Annotated in this window: 17 protein-coding genes; 16 read left to right on the forward strand and 1 reads right to left on the reverse strand. The window is 52.7% G+C overall.

The genetic code is table 11. The annotated features are described in order from the left end of the window. Positions 1-19: 19 nt before the first annotated feature. The 16 genes from B2J69_RS14260 to B2J69_RS14330 all read left to right on the forward strand — a co-directional run bounded on the left by B2J69_RS14260 (position 20) and on the right by B2J69_RS14330 (position 13,683). Complete coding sequence (locus B2J69_RS14260) at positions 20-202, forward strand: DUF7210 family protein (protein WP_081140259.1); 183 nt, start codon at positions 20-22, stop codon at positions 200-202. A 9-nt stretch (positions 203-211) separates the two neighbouring features. Beyond that, entirely contained in the window at positions 212-538 is a 327-nt protein-coding gene (locus tag B2J69_RS14265; protein WP_081140261.1) for a head-tail connector protein, read from the forward strand. 11 nt (positions 539-549) lie between these two features. After that, positions 550-876: a phage head closure protein gene (locus B2J69_RS14270; protein ID WP_236722736.1), complete on the forward strand. Its 327-nt coding sequence runs from the start codon at positions 550-552 to the stop codon at positions 874-876. Further along, a complete protein-coding gene (locus tag B2J69_RS14275) occupies positions 873-1,322 on the forward strand; it encodes an HK97-gp10 family putative phage morphogenesis protein (RefSeq protein WP_081140265.1) in 450 nt (149 codons plus the stop codon). Before B2J69_RS14270 ends, B2J69_RS14275 begins: the two co-directional genes overlap by 4 nt. Continuing rightward, positions 1,319-1,648: a DUF3168 domain-containing protein gene (locus B2J69_RS14280; RefSeq protein ID WP_081140267.1), complete on the forward strand. Its 330-nt coding sequence runs from the start codon at positions 1,319-1,321 to the stop codon at positions 1,646-1,648. Before B2J69_RS14275 ends, B2J69_RS14280 begins: the two co-directional genes overlap by 4 nt. Before the next feature lie 46 nt (positions 1,649-1,694). Next, entirely contained in the window at positions 1,695-2,150 is a 456-nt protein-coding gene (locus tag B2J69_RS14285; protein WP_081140269.1) for a phage tail tube protein, read from the forward strand. A gap of 47 nt (positions 2,151-2,197) precedes the next feature. Beyond that, on the forward strand, positions 2,198-2,590 hold the full coding sequence (locus B2J69_RS14290) for a phage tail assembly chaperone (RefSeq protein ID WP_081140271.1): 393 nt from the start codon (positions 2,198-2,200) through the stop codon (positions 2,588-2,590). 23 nt (positions 2,591-2,613) lie between these two features. After that, a complete protein-coding gene (locus B2J69_RS14295; RefSeq protein ID WP_081140273.1) occupies positions 2,614-2,883 on the forward strand; it encodes a phage tail assembly protein T in 270 nt (89 codons plus the stop codon). 22 nt (positions 2,884-2,905) lie between these two features. Then, a complete protein-coding gene (locus B2J69_RS14300) occupies positions 2,906-6,178 on the forward strand; it encodes a phage tail tape measure protein (RefSeq protein ID WP_081140275.1) in 3,273 nt (1,090 codons plus the stop codon). A 12-nt stretch (positions 6,179-6,190) separates the two neighbouring features. Then, positions 6,191-6,532 carry a phage tail protein gene (locus B2J69_RS14305; RefSeq protein ID WP_081140277.1) on the forward strand — a complete coding sequence of 114 codons (342 nt, stop codon included), beginning with the start codon at positions 6,191-6,193 and terminating at the stop codon, positions 6,530-6,532. 49 nt (positions 6,533-6,581) lie between these two features. Further along, positions 6,582-7,319 (forward strand): phage minor tail protein L, encoded by a 738-nt coding sequence (locus B2J69_RS14310; RefSeq protein ID WP_081140279.1) that lies wholly within the window; start codon positions 6,582-6,584, stop codon positions 7,317-7,319. Positions 7,320-7,321: 2 nt separating this feature from the next. Continuing rightward, complete coding sequence (locus tag B2J69_RS14315) at positions 7,322-8,041, forward strand: C40 family peptidase (protein ID WP_081140281.1); 720 nt, start codon at positions 7,322-7,324, stop codon at positions 8,039-8,041. Continuing rightward, positions 8,034-8,657, forward strand: coding sequence for a tail assembly protein (locus B2J69_RS14320; protein ID WP_081140283.1), 624 nt, complete (start codon positions 8,034-8,036; stop codon positions 8,655-8,657). Before B2J69_RS14315 ends, B2J69_RS14320 begins: the two co-directional genes overlap by 8 nt. Before the next feature lie 55 nt (positions 8,658-8,712). After that, positions 8,713-12,345: a TipJ family phage tail tip protein gene (gpJ, locus tag B2J69_RS14325; protein WP_158083438.1), complete on the forward strand. Its 3,633-nt coding sequence runs from the start codon at positions 8,713-8,715 to the stop codon at positions 12,343-12,345. A 61-nt stretch (positions 12,346-12,406) separates the two neighbouring features. Continuing rightward, a complete protein-coding gene (locus B2J69_RS23890; RefSeq protein ID WP_143806299.1) occupies positions 12,407-13,237 on the forward strand; it encodes a hypothetical protein in 831 nt (276 codons plus the stop codon). Further along, entirely contained in the window at positions 13,234-13,683 is a 450-nt protein-coding gene (locus B2J69_RS14330; protein WP_081140285.1) for a tail fiber assembly protein, read from the forward strand. Before B2J69_RS23890 ends, B2J69_RS14330 begins: the two co-directional genes overlap by 4 nt. A 399-nt stretch (positions 13,684-14,082) precedes the next feature. On the opposite strand, the gene B2J69_RS24555 is transcribed toward B2J69_RS14330, so the two are convergent. Beyond that, positions 14,083-14,313, reverse strand: coding sequence for a gallidermin family lantibiotic (locus B2J69_RS24555; protein ID WP_143806301.1), 231 nt, complete (start codon positions 14,311-14,313; stop codon positions 14,083-14,085). Positions 14,314-14,490: the final 177 nt, after the last annotated feature.

Below are 14,490 nucleotides of genomic sequence, written 5' to 3' on the forward strand. Positions count from 1 at the left end.
GTGCAATGAGGAAACAGCCATGAAACTGCGATCCATCAAGCCCATCTACCACCAGGGCGAGGTACTGACCGAGGGCACCACGTTTGAAACGCTGGAGCAGCACGGCCGCGAGCTTATCCAGCGGGGCTATGCCGAGGAACCGGGCGCGAAAAAAGAGTCCGGCGACGATGGCAGCACCAAAGGCAAGGCGAAAACAAAGTAAGGGGTAATTATGCTGACCGTTGATCAGGTAAAGCATCACTGCAATATCGAGCAGGATTTTACCGAGGATGATGCCTGGCTGGCGGCCCGCATAAAGGCGGCGGTGCGGTACGTGGAAAACTCTACCCGCCGCACGCTTTATGAAAATGCCGCCGATCCTCTTTATCTGGCCGACCCGGACGCGCTGCTGTACGGCGAAGATATTGAAACCGCCATGCTGATGCTAATTGCGCACTGGTATGCAAATCGCGAGGCGGTGGTGACCGGTGTCAGTGTAGCCACGCCGGATTTTGCCGTTGAAGCTTTTCTTCAGCCCTACAGGATTTATGGCGTATGAGAGCAGGACCCATGCGTTACCGCGTGACGTTGCAGAAACCCGCATCCGGGCGCCTTCCATCTGGTCAGCCGGCAATCGGCTGGACGGATGTGAAAAGCATTCGCGCAGCCATCTCTGATGTCTCAGGCCGTGAGTTGCTTAATTCAGGCGCTGAGTTATCCGGGACCACGTCCCGCATATGGTTGCGTCGTATTGCGGGCATCACGATCACATCGGGTTGGCGGCTTGTGCATAATCCGCCAACGGGAGAAGGTGAGGTTTACGACATTAAATCAGTCACGCGTGCCGAGAACGGCGCCCGGCTTGAGCTGATGTGCGAAAGGGGGGTTAAGCAGTGATTTCGACAAATCTGGATTTTTCCGGGCTAAACGATATTGCAAAGGACCTTGAAGCGCTCAGTAAGGCGGAAAACAACAAGGTATTGCGGGACGCCACGCGGGCAGGGGCTGAGGTATTGAAAGAGGAAGTTATTGCCAAAGCGCCAGTCAGAACCGGGAAGCTCAAGCGAAACGTAGTCGTTATGACGCAGAAGGCGCGCAGGCGCGGTGATATCTCTTCCGGCGTCCATATCCGAGGCGTTAATCCCGCAACGGGGAACAGCGATAAATCAATGAAAGCAGGCGATCCTAAAAATGCTTTCTACTGGCGATTTGTTGAAATGGGGACGTCAAAAATGCCCGCGCACCCCTTTGTCCGCCCCGCTTTTGACGTCCGGCAGGAAGAGGCGACGCAGGCTGCGCTGGCGCGAATGAATCAGGCGATAGATGAGGTTTTGTCAAAATGACAGAAGCCGATGTTTACCCATTGATTAGCGATGTTGCTGGCGGGAACGTGTTTCCGTATGTCGCACCATCGGGAACGGCCGCGCCCTGGGTTGTATTCCTCTTTCCATCAGGAGTGGCCAGTGACGTGTTCTGTGGGCAGGCCGAAACAGCCAGCACGTTACAGATAGATGCCTGGGCGCAGTCCATTGATGAAGCGCGAACCCTGCGATCCCAAATACGCGCAGCGCTCGCGCCGCTTAACTCCGTCTCTCTCAATGAAATGAATGATTTCGAGCCTGATACGGCCCTTTACCGGGCAACGCTTGAAGTTCAGCTCTGGGATTAACCCCTGATGCCGCCTCCGGGCGGTTTTTTATTATCTGGAGATCACCATGTCCTCAAAGTACGAAAAGACGCAGGGAACGAAGATTAACGTCTCTGCTGATGCAGCGACCGAAGCAAACCCGACCGGCGCAACCTGGCAAAGTATCAACTGCTCAACGAAAGAGCTGGGCTATACGGGCGGGCAAAAATCTGACATCGAAACGACCACGCTTTGCTCTACCGAGCAGGAGATGACGAACGGTCTGGCTGCGCCGGGCGAGGTCACCATTTCCGGTAACTGGTCGGCAGATGAAGAGGGACAAAACACCCTCCGAACCGCTTATGACACGGATGCGTTACACGCCTTTCAGGTCATCTTCCCGTCTGGTAACGGCTATGCCTTCCTGGCTGAAGTGCGCCAGAACAGCTGGAGTATCTCAACGGCTGGAGTGGTAACGGCATCCTTTACGCTTCGCGTCAAAGGCAAGCCCGTCCCGATCATACCGGCACCGGCTGCAGGCTAATAACAGCGGCGAAAGCCGCTTTTCCTGAATGAAACAGAGAAAATGAAATGGCAAAAACGGCATCACAGAATAACTTACGCGCGCTGGCGCTGGCCCCGATGGCAGGGTTTCGAAGCAAGGTTATTTCCGTCCCGGAATGGGAGAATGCAAAAGTAAAACTGCGAGAGCCTTCAGGTCAGGCCTGGCTTGAATGGCAGCAGATTATTAATCCTAATCCTGAAGGCGAGCCAGAAAAACTGACCGCTGCAGAGCGCGCGCTGCGAAATAAAAACGCAGATGTAGTGCTGTTTATCGACGTGCTGCTGAATGAAAACGATACACCCGTTTTCAAAGCCGAAGACAAGCCGCTTGTCGAAAACATTTATGGGCCGGTCCATGCCCGACTGCTCAAGCAAGCGCTCGATCTGAGCACGTCACAGGCTGACGCAGAGGCAAAGTAAGACAGCCCGGCACATTTTTCCTGATGACTCTGGCGCTTCGTCTTGGGCGCACTTTGCATGAGCTTAAATCATCACTCACAGCCAGCGAACTGCGCATGTGGATCGAGTATGACCGCCTTAATCCTGTCAGCGATCGGCGTGGGGACATACAGGCGGCTCAGATTGCTACAGCCGTTCTGAATTCACAGGGCGCAAAAGTGAAAATGGAAGATGTGCTGCTTCAGTGGCAGGAACCTGATCCGGTTGAGGAATCCAGCGGGCTGGAAGATTTCTTTGCTGCGCTTGCCGGATAGCGCAGCCCTTAAAGGGTGACTTATGGCTACGCTGCGTGAACTTATCATTAAAATTTCGGCGAACTCCACTTCATTCCAGTCCGAAATTGCGCGAGCGTCGCGCATGGGGTCTGATTATTACAAAACCATGGAGCAGGGCGGGCGAAAAGCCTCAGCTGCCACGCGAGAAACTCAGCGTGCTTTGGCTGATCTCAATTCTCAGCTGTCGTCAGTTCGTGAGCGTGCCGCAGGTATGGCTGGGGCATTTGCCGGCGCTTTTGCGACCAGCCAGCTGGTCCACTATGCCGATACATGGAACCAGCTAAGCGGTCGCCTGCGACTTGCCTCTACCTCCGCAGAGGATTTCACCCGATCGCAGCAGACTCTGATGTCTATCAGCCAGCGCACCGGAACGTCATTCGAGGCGAACGCGAATCTGTACAGCCGCATTGCCTCATCTCTGCGGGACGCCGGCTATGCATCGGCTGACGTCGCCAAAGTTACAGAGACCGTGGCCACCTCGCTTAAGCTGTCAGGCGCGAGCACCGAGGAGGCCAGTTCCGTTATTACCCAGCTGAGCCAGGCGCTGGGTTCAGGCGTGCTGCGCGGTGAGGAATTCAACGCCATTATGGAAAGTGGTGGCAGGCTGGCTAAGTTCCTTGCGGATGGTCTGGGAACCACCATTGGCGGCCTGCGTAACATGGCAAACAACGGCGAGCTGACCACAGATAAGATCGTGCCGCTCCTGACCAATGTCGACCAGTTGCGGAAAGAGTTCGATACGCTGCCAGCTTCAATCAGCGGCTCTGCGCAGAAAGTAGAAAACGCATTCATGGCATGGGTGGGTGGCGCTAACAACGCCGTCGGAGCCTCGTCATCCCTTTCAGGCGTGCTCGATGGCCTGGCAAAGAACATCGACACGGTGGCGAACGCTGCTGGCGTGCTGGTCGGGCTGGGTGTCGCCCGCTATTTCGGCAACATGGTCACTGGTGTTGCCAGCGCCACGGCCTCTGTCATTTCCAATACTGCTGCGGAGGTAGCTCTTGCAGAAGCCCAGTTGCGCGGTACTCAGGTAAGCGTCGCAACAGCCAGGCAGGCCGTATATCGTGCTCAGCAGGCACGTTCAGCAGCCGCTGGCATTGAGGCGCAGATTGCAGCTGAGCGTCAGCTTGCTGTCGCTCAGGCACAGTTGAACACCTCAATTACGGCCCGCTCATCTGCAGCCGGACGACTTACCGAAACAGCCTCCGTAATGTCCCGCCTTGGCAGTGGGGTTCTGGGTCTGCTCGGTGGATGGCCAGGCGTGATTATTGCCGCTGGCACGGCTATGTACGGGGTATATCAGCATACGCAGCAGGTACACCAGGAGGCAGTCGCATTCTCTGACAATCTGGACGCTATCAACAGCAAGCTCAACCAGATGTCAGTCGCCGGATTACGTTCTACGTCAGCAGATGCGCGCGGTTCGCTGACAGCGCAGAAAAAAGACCTTGCCGATATTGATGAGCAAATCCGACAAACACGCGACAGTCTCGCAGCCATGCAGAGCATGGAAAAGCAGTATGACGAGCATCCCTGGCTGGCTCGAATTAACAACCTCATGTCAGTCGAGGAGCTTACCAAAAGGCAGCAGGATGCTACCGATCAGCTTAATAAGCTGGAATATCAGCGAGAGCAGGCTGCGTCAAAGGTCGAAGCAACTCAGAAGCTGGTGAATGATGCCAGCGATCTTGCTACTAAAAAGGCCATTGAGCAGGCCGGCGCCGTAGCGATTCTGAAAGGTGCTTATGATCTGCTGAATCGCTCAATGAGTGCCATGGGTGGCGCCACGCCTCCGCAGTATGCAGGCCCGGTTGTATCACTGGCTAAAGCCACGCCTCAGCAGTCTACGGCGCTGGAAAAAGCCCGGCGCGATAACGAGCTGGCAAGCCTGTCCGGTTTGCAGAAACTGCATCGGCAGTATGAATATGAAGCCGACGATTTAAAGCTTACTGGCGCGCTCTATACGCAGTACGTTTACAACAAGGACCAGGCTGCTAAAAAGGATGCTGAAGCAGCGCAGGCAAAAAAAGATGGCACTGCGGCCACCAATGCGCAGAACAAGGCTGAGCGAGAGGCGGCTTCTGTTGCTGAACAGTACGCGCGGAAAATGGCCGATCTCAGCGTGGCGGTGGAAGTGCAAAAGGTTCGCGCTACCGAGGGAGAAAAGGCGTCTGAGCTTTATGCCGCCTCACATCAGGCCGGAACCAAATGGACTGATGAGCAGCGCCAGGCAATCAGGGCATCATCAACTGAACTGGAGAAGTGGACCCAGAAAGCTGATGAAAATGTTCGAAAGCAGCGCGAGCAAATTGAGGCGCTGAAAGACCTGCGTGACGCGGCTCGTAAGTATCAGGATGATGCAGCCATGATCTCATCCACTGCAGGGATGGGGGACCGCCAGAGGGAGCGCTTCACCGAGCAGCAGCAGGTAGATCGTGTGTTTGATAAAACTGATAAGGGCGCAGATGCCGTGGCGGCCAGAACAGCAGCACTCGATGCTCTGGACAGGAAATATCAGGAAACAGCCGCTACCGAAGCCAACTGGCTTAACGGCGTCTCTCGTGGTTATGAAAACTGGCTTGCCAATACCAGTAACGTTGCTGGCACGGTTTCGCAGGGCATTACTTCTACCATGGATAGCGCGCTAGATAACATGTCTGCAATGCTGGTGGGTAGCAAAGCCGACTGGAAGAGCTGGGGGCTGTCTGTTCTCCAGATGATTTCGAAAGTTGCGCTGCAAATGGCAATCGTAAATGCCATGGGCAGCAGTGGCTCATCTTTCGGGAGCATTCTCGGGTCGGTTTTCAGCAGTTTCGGTGGCGCAGCTGCGGGGGCTGCGGGCGGAACGACCGGTGCTATGGGTATGTCAACGAGCTATGCCGCTTATGATGATGGCGGATATACGGGGCCGGGTGGTAAACACGATCCTGCCGGCATCGTCCACAAAGGTGAGTTTGTTTTCACCAAAGAGGCAACGCAGCGGATTGGCGTATCGAACCTATATGACATGATGCGGGGGTACGCTACTGGCGGCTACGTGGGTAATCCCGCCCAGCCCATCTATTCATCTGGCGTTAACCGCGCTACAGGAAGCGGTAACACGGTCATTCAGGTTAATGCTCCCGTCAGCATAGTTCAGGATGGCGGGTCTGGTGATGCGTCTTCTGCCGGCACCGCTAACGCGGCCAATCAGCTTAAATCCATCGTTCAGACCACAATCACAGAGCGCCTGAGGAAAGAGATGTCTCCCGGTGGCGTCCTGTATCGCGCATAAGGTGACGGAAACATGGCTATTGATACATTCACCTGGTGTGCCAGAACTGAAGCAAGTGAGCAGCTGAACGTTTCCACGATTCAGGCGCAATTCGGTGACGGCTACAAACAAATCGCCGGTAAGGGAATCAACGAGGCATCAGAGAGCTGGTCCCTTGCCTGCAACGGAAGACTGGCCGCCATGGCCTCTGTGAGAGCTTTTCTCAAAAGCCATGTGACCACCTCTTTCTGGTGGACTAACCCATGGGGTGAAAAAAAGCTGTATCGGGTGAAATCAGACTCGATCAATCCCAAGTTCGTCAATGGGGACTTCGCGGAAATTTCTTTCACGTTTGAACAGGCATTTGCACCGTGACAGGTCACGAACCAACAGGCGCTCCGGCGCCTTTTTTTATGGGTGAAATATGAGCTTTACTCAGGATGTTCAGGCGCTGGAGCCGGGCCAGCTGGTGCAGATGATTGAGATCGACGGGACAGAATTCGGCCTTGACACCATTCTGCGATTCCATGCTTACAACCTTCCCACAGAAGGCTGGGCATCATTTGCCGCGGATAATTTGCCGTCCATCATTTGGCAGGGAAATGAGTTCGACCCGCACCCCTACGAGCTGACAGGACTGGAAATGAGCAGCTCAGGCTCACAGCCCACGCCTAAGCTTTCAGTCGGTAACGTTGGCAATTACGTTACGGCGCTTTGCCTGCAGTACCAAGACATGGTGAAGGCGAAGGTAAGGATTCATACCACGCTTGCAAAATACCTCGATGCGGCCAACTGGACGGCCGGCAACCCTAACGCAAACCCTCAGGAAAGCCGGGTGCAGCTGTTTTATGTGAATGCAAAAACAGCAGAGACGCGCGTGCAGGTAGATTTTGAACTCTGCTCGCCATTCGACATTCAGGGGCTGCAGCTTCCTTCTCGGCAGATCACTCCGGTTTGCACCTGGTGCATGCGCGGCTGGTATCGGACCGGCACAGGATGCGACTACAACGGAACGCGCTACTTCCTCAAAGACGGTACGCCTACGGACAACCCGTCTCTGGATGTGTGCGGCGGACGGCTTGGGGACTGCAAGCTGCGTTTCGGCGAGGATCAGCCTCTGTCATTCGGCGGTTTCCCTGCAGCCAACCTTCAGGGAAAGTAATCATGCGCAAACAAATTCTGGAAGCCATACGCGAGCATGTTGCTGCGGAGTATCCAAAAGAGGCTTGTGGGCTGGTCATTCAGTCTGGCCGGAAGCAGGTGTATGTGCCATGTAGCAACATTCATGAGGAGCCGACTGAACACTTCACGATTTCATCTGAAGAGAGGCGGGCGGCCGAAAAGCTCGGGGCCATCCTGATGGTTATTCATTCTCACCCTAACGTTCCGCAGCTAATTCCGTCTGAGCGGGATCGCGTTCAGTGCGATTACTGGGGCATTGAGTGGGGGATCATGTCGTGGCCAGATGGCGACTTCTGTACCTTTTCCCCGCGCGTTGACCGTGAGCTGGTCGGCCGTAGCTGGGTGCTGGGATTTGCCGATTGCTGGACGCTCATTATGGACTATTACCGGCAAGAGCACGGCATAAACCTCAATAACTGGTCTGTCGATTATGAGTGGTGGGCAGACGGGAAAGAAAACCGCTACGACGATAACTGGCAGAGCGAGGGCTTCGTTGAAGTGCCTGCAGCTGAAATGCGTGAGGGCGACATGATCATGATGCAGATTCAGGCGCCGGTAACGAATCACGCGGCTATTTACCTCGGCAACAACATCATTCTTCACCACAACTCCGGGAACCTTTCAACGCGCGTTCCGTATGGCGAGTACTGGCGTAACCGAACTGTGCGCGTGGTTCGCAGAAAGGAGCTGATGGATGCTTAAGACAATGACCCTGAAAGGGCCCATGGCAAAGAAATTTGGAAAGGTTCACCGCTATCATGTTGCCGATCTGCGTGAACTCCTGCGAGCCATGTGCTCACAGGTGCCAGGCTTTAAAAAGTACGTTTCCAACGCTCACTTAAACGGGATCAGGTTCGCGTTCTTCAGCGGCAAAAATAATATCAGCCTGCAAGAGTTTGATATGTCGTCTGGTTCCACTGAGTTTGAGATGGAGCCTGTCATCGAAGGTTCCAAGCGGGGCGGAGCTTTGCAGATAATCATCGGCGCGGTAGCAATCGTAGCCGCCTTCTTTACTGCAGGTGCCAGCTTAGCAGCTTACGGCGCAGCACTGGGAACCACTACCGCCGTGGGGCTGGCAACTACCGCGCTGACCAGCCTGGGTATCAGCATGCTCCTTGGCGGAGTGGTTCAGATGCTGACTCCCCAGCCCAAATATAATATCGGTGCTTCATCCAGTACGGATAACAAGCCTAACTATGCCTTTGGCGCGCCGATCAACACGGTAGCGATGGGGTACCCGGTCCCGGTCCTTTATGGAGAACGGGAAATTGGCGGGGCGATCATCAGCGCCGGAAGCTTTACCAGCGATCAGCAATAAAACTCTCTGACTTGATTTCAGGCCACCTTCGGGTGGCTTTTTTTATGGGTGAAATATGCGATTACTCGAAGGGGCAACCGTCCTTGGCGGCAGCAAGGGCGGCGGTGGCAGCGCACATACGCCTGTAGAGCAGGAAGACGATCTGCTTTCTATCGCCAAGCTGAAAATGCTGCTGGCGCTCTCTGAGGGAGAAATTCAGGGTGACTTAACAGCACAGCAGATTTACCTGAATGACACCCAGCTTGCGAATGATGACGGCACTTATAATTTTACCGGCGTCGTCTGGGACTGGCGAAAAGGCACTCAGGATCAGGGTTACATTCAGGGCATGCCAGAGGTTGATAACGAGCTTTCTGTGGGTGTGGTGGTAACACAATCCGTACCCTGGACACGCCAGTACACTAACCTTACGCTCGATGCCGTGCGTATCAAGCTCAGCCTGCCGGTTCAGTATGCCTATAAAGATAACGGCGATATGGTCGGCACGGTCACTCAGTATGCGATTGACCTTTCTACAGATGGCGGCTCATGGGTTCAGGTTGTTGACGGCAGTTTCAACGGCAAAACCACCTCAGAATATCAGCGCGATCATCGCATCGACTTGCCAAAGGCATCAAGCGGCTGGGCAATCAGGGTGCGACGCATCACTGCAGACTCTTCCTCATCGAAGCTAATCAATGCGTTCAGTGTATTTTCATTTGCCGAGGTCATCGACAGCAAACTGCGTTACCCCAACACCGCGCTGTTGTATATCGAAGTTGATGCCAGCCAGTTCAATGGCAGCGCGCCGAAAGTAACGTGCAAACCCAAAGGCAGGCTGGTTCGTGTTCCAACAACCTACGATCCGAATTCACGCACGTATACCGGTAACTGGCTGGGTGATTTCAAATACGCCTACACGAATAACCCGGCGTGGATATTTTACGATCTGGTGCTGGATAAAATCTTCGGCATGGGTAACCGCGTCGATGCATCGATGATTGATAAATGGGAATTGTACGACATTGCCCAGTACTGCGATCAGATGGTTAGCAATGGCGCCGGCGGCACAGAACCGCGCTTTACCTGTAACGTTTTCATTCAGAACCAGCAGGACGCTTATACCGTACTCAAAGACATCGCGGCCATATTTCGTGGCATCACGTTCTGGGGCAATAACCAGATTTTCGTCAATGCTGATGTGCCACAGGTTGATGCTAACGGCAACATGGACGTTGACTACATTTATCACTCTTCCAACATCATTGACGGTTTTCCGACTTATGCCGGCGGCAGCTATAAAAACCGTTACACCTCTTGCCAGGTGTCATGGTCCGATCCCGTAAACCACTATTCAGATACTGTAGAAGGCGTTTACGACACAGACCTTGTCGAGCGTTACGGCGTCAATGAAATGTCGCTCACGGCTATCGGCTGCACCTCCCAGAGTGAAGCACACCGCCGCGGGCGTTGGGCTATCCTGTCGAATGCTAAAGACGGCACTATTTCCTTTGGCACTGGCCTGGATGGTTATCTTCCTGTTCCGGCAGAAGTCATCGGTGTTGCCGATCCTTTCAGGGCGGGAAAAGACAACGGCGGACGCATCAGCGCAGTGAATGGCCCAAAGCTAACACTTGACCGGGCCATTGATTATTCGGCAGGTGATCGGCTTGTTGTAAACCTCCCTGATGGAACCGCGCAGACCCGAACGATTCGCAGCATCAGCAGCGAAAAAAAAACGGTCACCGTTAATACGGCTTTCAGAATGACACCGGTTGCCGGCGCCGTATGGGCCATCGACAGCGATAATCTCGCCATTCAGTATTACCGCGTGACCTCTGTTGCCCGTAATGATGACGGAACGTTTACCATCACAGGCGTTGAGCACGATCCAAACAAATACCGCTATATCGACGATGGCGTGCGTATTGAGCCGGCGCCAATTACTGTCACGCCGATAAGCGTGCTGAAAGCGCCGACGAATATCGCCGTCTCCGAAGTGAGCTATGTCGAACAGGGATTGTCGGTTTCGATAATGCAGGTGACATGGGACAGAGTTGAGGGCGCAATTAGCTACGTAGCGCAGTGGCGTAAGGATAAAGGAGACTGGGTTAACGTCAGCCAGACCAGCGCGCATGGATTCAGCATCAGCGGTATTTACACGGGCGTTTATGATGTCCGCGTGCGCGCCGTGAACGCAGCAGAAGTTTCTTCGCCATGGGGATACGCTGATTCTACTTCTCTGATTGGCAAAGCCGGTAAGCCCGGTACACCTGTAAATCTTCGAGCCACAGATAATGTCGTGTGGGCTATCGATGTCACCTGGGCTTTTCCTGCCGGATCGGGCGATACGGCGTATACCGAAATTCAGGCGGCAACAACAGCTGATGGACAAAACCCGCAGTTCCTTGCCTATGTTCCTTATCCTGGCTTGAGTTATCAGCATGGGCCAATGCCGGCTGGTGTTCGCCGCTGGTATCGCGCTAGGCTGGTGGACAAAATCGGCAATGTGGGCGACTGGACGGCTTTCGCTGCAGGCATGTCCAATGTGAATGCTAATGATCTTATCGGGAATGTAGTGGAAGAGTTCCTGACGTCTCCAGATGGAAAGCAGCTGCTTAAGCCGTTAGTCACTGATCCGCAGGCTTTATTACAGAACATGCTGGCTGATTATGACTCTGTTAACCAGCAATGGGCGCAATATGGTGATAACCGCGCTGGCATTTTACAGGCGCAGAAGGTATCAGCTGATGCGCAAAAATCTGTTGCACAGCTGGAAACAAATGTTGTTGCAAGCTTTACAGCGACAAACCAGAAAGTTGATGCACAGGGACAGGCTATTAGCGTCAATGAAGCAGCCATTCAGCAAAAATTTACCGCATACGCCGATGCTACCAGTCCGTCAGCAATTTACACCCTGAAAACCGGTATTCGCTATAACGGCGTCAATTACGATGCAGGTTTGTCAGTGGCTGCAACTGTCAATGGCAGCGGCGGAGTTGATACGCGTGTTGCGGTAAACGCTAATCAGTTTGTTGTCATGAGCGGTATTGGTAATAGCCTTTACTCTCCTTTTGTCATCAAAGACGGCCAGGTACTTATCAGCCAGGCATTCATCGGCCAGAGCTGGATTAACAATGCCATGATCGGCGACTACATCCAGTCCAATACTTGGGACGGTACAGGTAACACTGGATGGCATATTAACAAATCAGGATTTGCTACATTCAATGGCGTTACGGTCAGGGGAACAATATATGCATCAGCAGGTGATTTAAATAATGTCACCATTCGAGAAAACTGCACCATTTTAGGCACGCTCAATGCCTCGAAGATAAATGGCCCGCTGATGCAGAGCAAGAGCTTTTCATTTGGCCAGACAACAACCAATGCGTCTAACACGGTTTACTGGGACGGCACCGCTGGAAAAGGCGACGTGCCGATGACTCTCACGGGAACCGTATTCCGTGTCAGGAATAACAATCAGGGGGCATCAAAACTTGTTATTGCCGGAAGCGAGGTAGCACCTGCAACATCAATAACTTCTAACGGCGTGACTTTGTCGATCTACACCTATAGTGTTGATATAGGTACAGCCGCTGCAACGATGATGTTTGCGGCAGGGGCTTTGAATCAGAGCGCGTCAGAATACTGCACATGGAGTGCGCAGTTATTTGCGGCACCTACTGCTAACCAGTTCCACACATGATATTCAACAAACATTTATAACCCGGCCACAGCGCCGGGTTTTTTATTGTTCGGAGATAAGTATGTCAGCAGGTACGATTACTGTTACCAACGGCTCAGCAACCGTAAATGGAAGCGGAACTAGCTTCACTACAGAGTTCAAAGCTGGTGATTTCATCGGAGTGATTGCGGGAGGAACGCCTTACACGCTGGTCGTCGCGGCCATTGCATCTAATACTCAGCTCACCATTGGTGCCGCTTATACTGGACCGACAGCTAGCGGCCTTGCATGGAATGCCGTTCCCGCCAGTTTGATGTATGCCATCACCCAGCAAGCCATGAATGATATGGGAACTGTTTTGCGTGGCATGAACCTGCAAATGAAGAACTGGCAACAGGTATACAGCGGTGCGGGGAATGTTACCGTTACACTGCCGGATTTAACTCAGTTCACTGGGCCTTCATGGTCGAGCTTAGCTACAGGGCTAAGCAATGCACAAACCACGGCTAATGCAGCATTACCAAAATCTGGTGGATCAATATCAGGGCCGATTGCATTTGATAACGTAACTGTGCAGAGCGCCACTCTTTCGAATTTAGGTCTCAACTATATAGCAAATGATCGCTTCTCAATTTTGACGGACGGTAACAGAAAATTCCAGATCATTAACGCCACTGTTGTGGTGACTACCAACGCCAGCGGGGACGCTACCGTAACGTATCCTACGGCATTCACCGTAGCGCCCCGGCCTGTGGCGTGTTCCGCAGACTGGGCGGCTATGAACGGTAATATTTCAACAAACAATCAAAATACCACTTACTTTCAGGTTCGTTGCTACAAGGCGGACGGATCAATAGCCGCTAACCAGTCCGTGCGCGTGGATTATACCGCCGTGGGAAGGATTTCATCATGAGTGAAGAGATTAATAATGCAATGGAACCATTGCCTGATGCTAATTATTACATGCCAGGCAAGATTGGATTTTTCAATTCAATGTATCCGGATGCAGCTGCCGCTAACGGCGTGGATTTCGATAAGATGACCAGAATACCCGACGAGGAATACCAGTCATTTATCAGTCCGCCTGAAGGGAAATATTTGGTTTTTGATGAAAGTGGGCCGCGTCTCGAAAGCATTCCAGAACCTGACTATTTAGCTATTGCGGAAGATCAAAAGGATTCGCTGTTGTCAGCAGCCACTACGGCTATCACAGTTTGGCAAACCAAATTGCTCATGGGCCGTACACTGACAGCCGCTGAGATGGAAAAGCTTAATGCCTGGATGGATTACATTGACGTCCTGAACGATACCGAACTGAGCGATGCTCCAGATGTTCGATGGCCGACAAAGCCAGCATAAAAAAGCCCACCACTCGAGGAGAGATGGCGGGCAATGTGGTAGATAGCGAGTCATTACTGAGTCCTTTTTTCACCATACCATTTAGACAGTAGATTTACAGGCTCGACAAAGCCTGGCAGCCAACCCAGATGATGCAAGCGTAAGCGGATGAAAAAAGCCCCGGCGACGGGGCAGAGGTAGACCGCGCCCATCTTCAGTGAACTACGAGATGGGGTTTTCTCACTGTACATATTGCGGGCACAAGATGTAAATATTGACAAAAAAGCCCGCATAAAGCGGGCAACAGAGATTGTCTTTAGATAACTGATTTCATAGGCAACACGTTGCTGTGTGTTACTTTTTAAAGATAACTCACAGGTACTGAAAAACTGTTAGGATTGCGTAAATCCTTACCATTTGTTATGCAAATTTGATACAGGAAACACGTATTAATGGGTGAACTAAACCATTATCGTGTTTAAGGGCAAATTTCAGAAGTCGTATTGGATTTGTGCCAATGATAAGTAAAAACCCGGACGGACATCCGGGGCGGCATAAGTACCAAGCCAAAATCCTTGATGAGGCATTGGCTCGGCTTGCGGCTATGACCCTGTAAACAGAGTCGAAGTTGGAACAAATCTCTGCACACACATCAGAAAGGCAATCCTACTAAATGATTGTAACTTATGCTTAAAATCTGACTATTAAGTTTCAGTAAAGATGCTGAAATTTTCTTGCAAGATGCAAGTATCAGCTAGGAATTATACAAAAACGGCCTGAATGCCGGGCTTGAATAGAAAAGCCCCGGCGACGGGGCAGAGGTAGACC

It is taken from the genome of Pantoea latae, assembly GCF_002077695.1.
GTDB lineage: Bacteria > Pseudomonadota > Gammaproteobacteria > Enterobacterales > Enterobacteriaceae > Pantoea > Pantoea latae.

Excerpts from the sequence above, each read along its gene's own strand:
- B2J69_RS14295 (WP_081140273.1), top strand. The coding sequence starts at position 2,614 with ATGACTCTGGCGCTTCGTCTTGGGCGCACTTTGCATGAGCTTAAATCA.
- B2J69_RS14270 (WP_236722736.1), top strand. The coding sequence starts at position 550 with ATGCGTTACCGCGTGACGTTGCAGAAACCCGCATCCGGGCGCCTTCCA.
- B2J69_RS14315 (WP_081140281.1), top strand. The coding sequence starts at position 7,322 with ATGCGCAAACAAATTCTGGAAGCCATACGCGAGCATGTTGCTGCGGAG.
- B2J69_RS14305 (WP_081140277.1), top strand. The coding sequence starts at position 6,191 with ATGGCTATTGATACATTCACCTGGTGTGCCAGAACTGAAGCAAGTGAG.
- B2J69_RS14310 (WP_081140279.1), top strand. The coding sequence starts at position 6,582 with ATGAGCTTTACTCAGGATGTTCAGGCGCTGGAGCCGGGCCAGCTGGTG.
- B2J69_RS14290 (WP_081140271.1), top strand. The coding sequence starts at position 2,198 with ATGGCAAAAACGGCATCACAGAATAACTTACGCGCGCTGGCGCTGGCC.
- gpJ (WP_158083438.1), top strand. The coding sequence starts at position 8,713 with ATGCGATTACTCGAAGGGGCAACCGTCCTTGGCGGCAGCAAGGGCGGC.
- B2J69_RS14265 (WP_081140261.1), top strand. The coding sequence starts at position 212 with ATGCTGACCGTTGATCAGGTAAAGCATCACTGCAATATCGAGCAGGAT.
- B2J69_RS14300 (WP_081140275.1), top strand. The coding sequence starts at position 2,906 with ATGGCTACGCTGCGTGAACTTATCATTAAAATTTCGGCGAACTCCACT.
- B2J69_RS14280 (WP_081140267.1), top strand. The coding sequence starts at position 1,319 with ATGACAGAAGCCGATGTTTACCCATTGATTAGCGATGTTGCTGGCGGG.
- B2J69_RS14260 (WP_081140259.1), top strand. The coding sequence starts at position 20 with ATGAAACTGCGATCCATCAAGCCCATCTACCACCAGGGCGAGGTACTG.
- B2J69_RS14320 (WP_081140283.1), top strand. The coding sequence starts at position 8,034 with ATGCTTAAGACAATGACCCTGAAAGGGCCCATGGCAAAGAAATTTGGA.
- B2J69_RS14330 (WP_081140285.1), top strand. The coding sequence starts at position 13,234 with ATGAGTGAAGAGATTAATAATGCAATGGAACCATTGCCTGATGCTAAT.
- B2J69_RS23890 (WP_143806299.1), top strand. The coding sequence starts at position 12,407 with ATGTCAGCAGGTACGATTACTGTTACCAACGGCTCAGCAACCGTAAAT.
- B2J69_RS14285 (WP_081140269.1), top strand. The coding sequence starts at position 1,695 with ATGTCCTCAAAGTACGAAAAGACGCAGGGAACGAAGATTAACGTCTCT.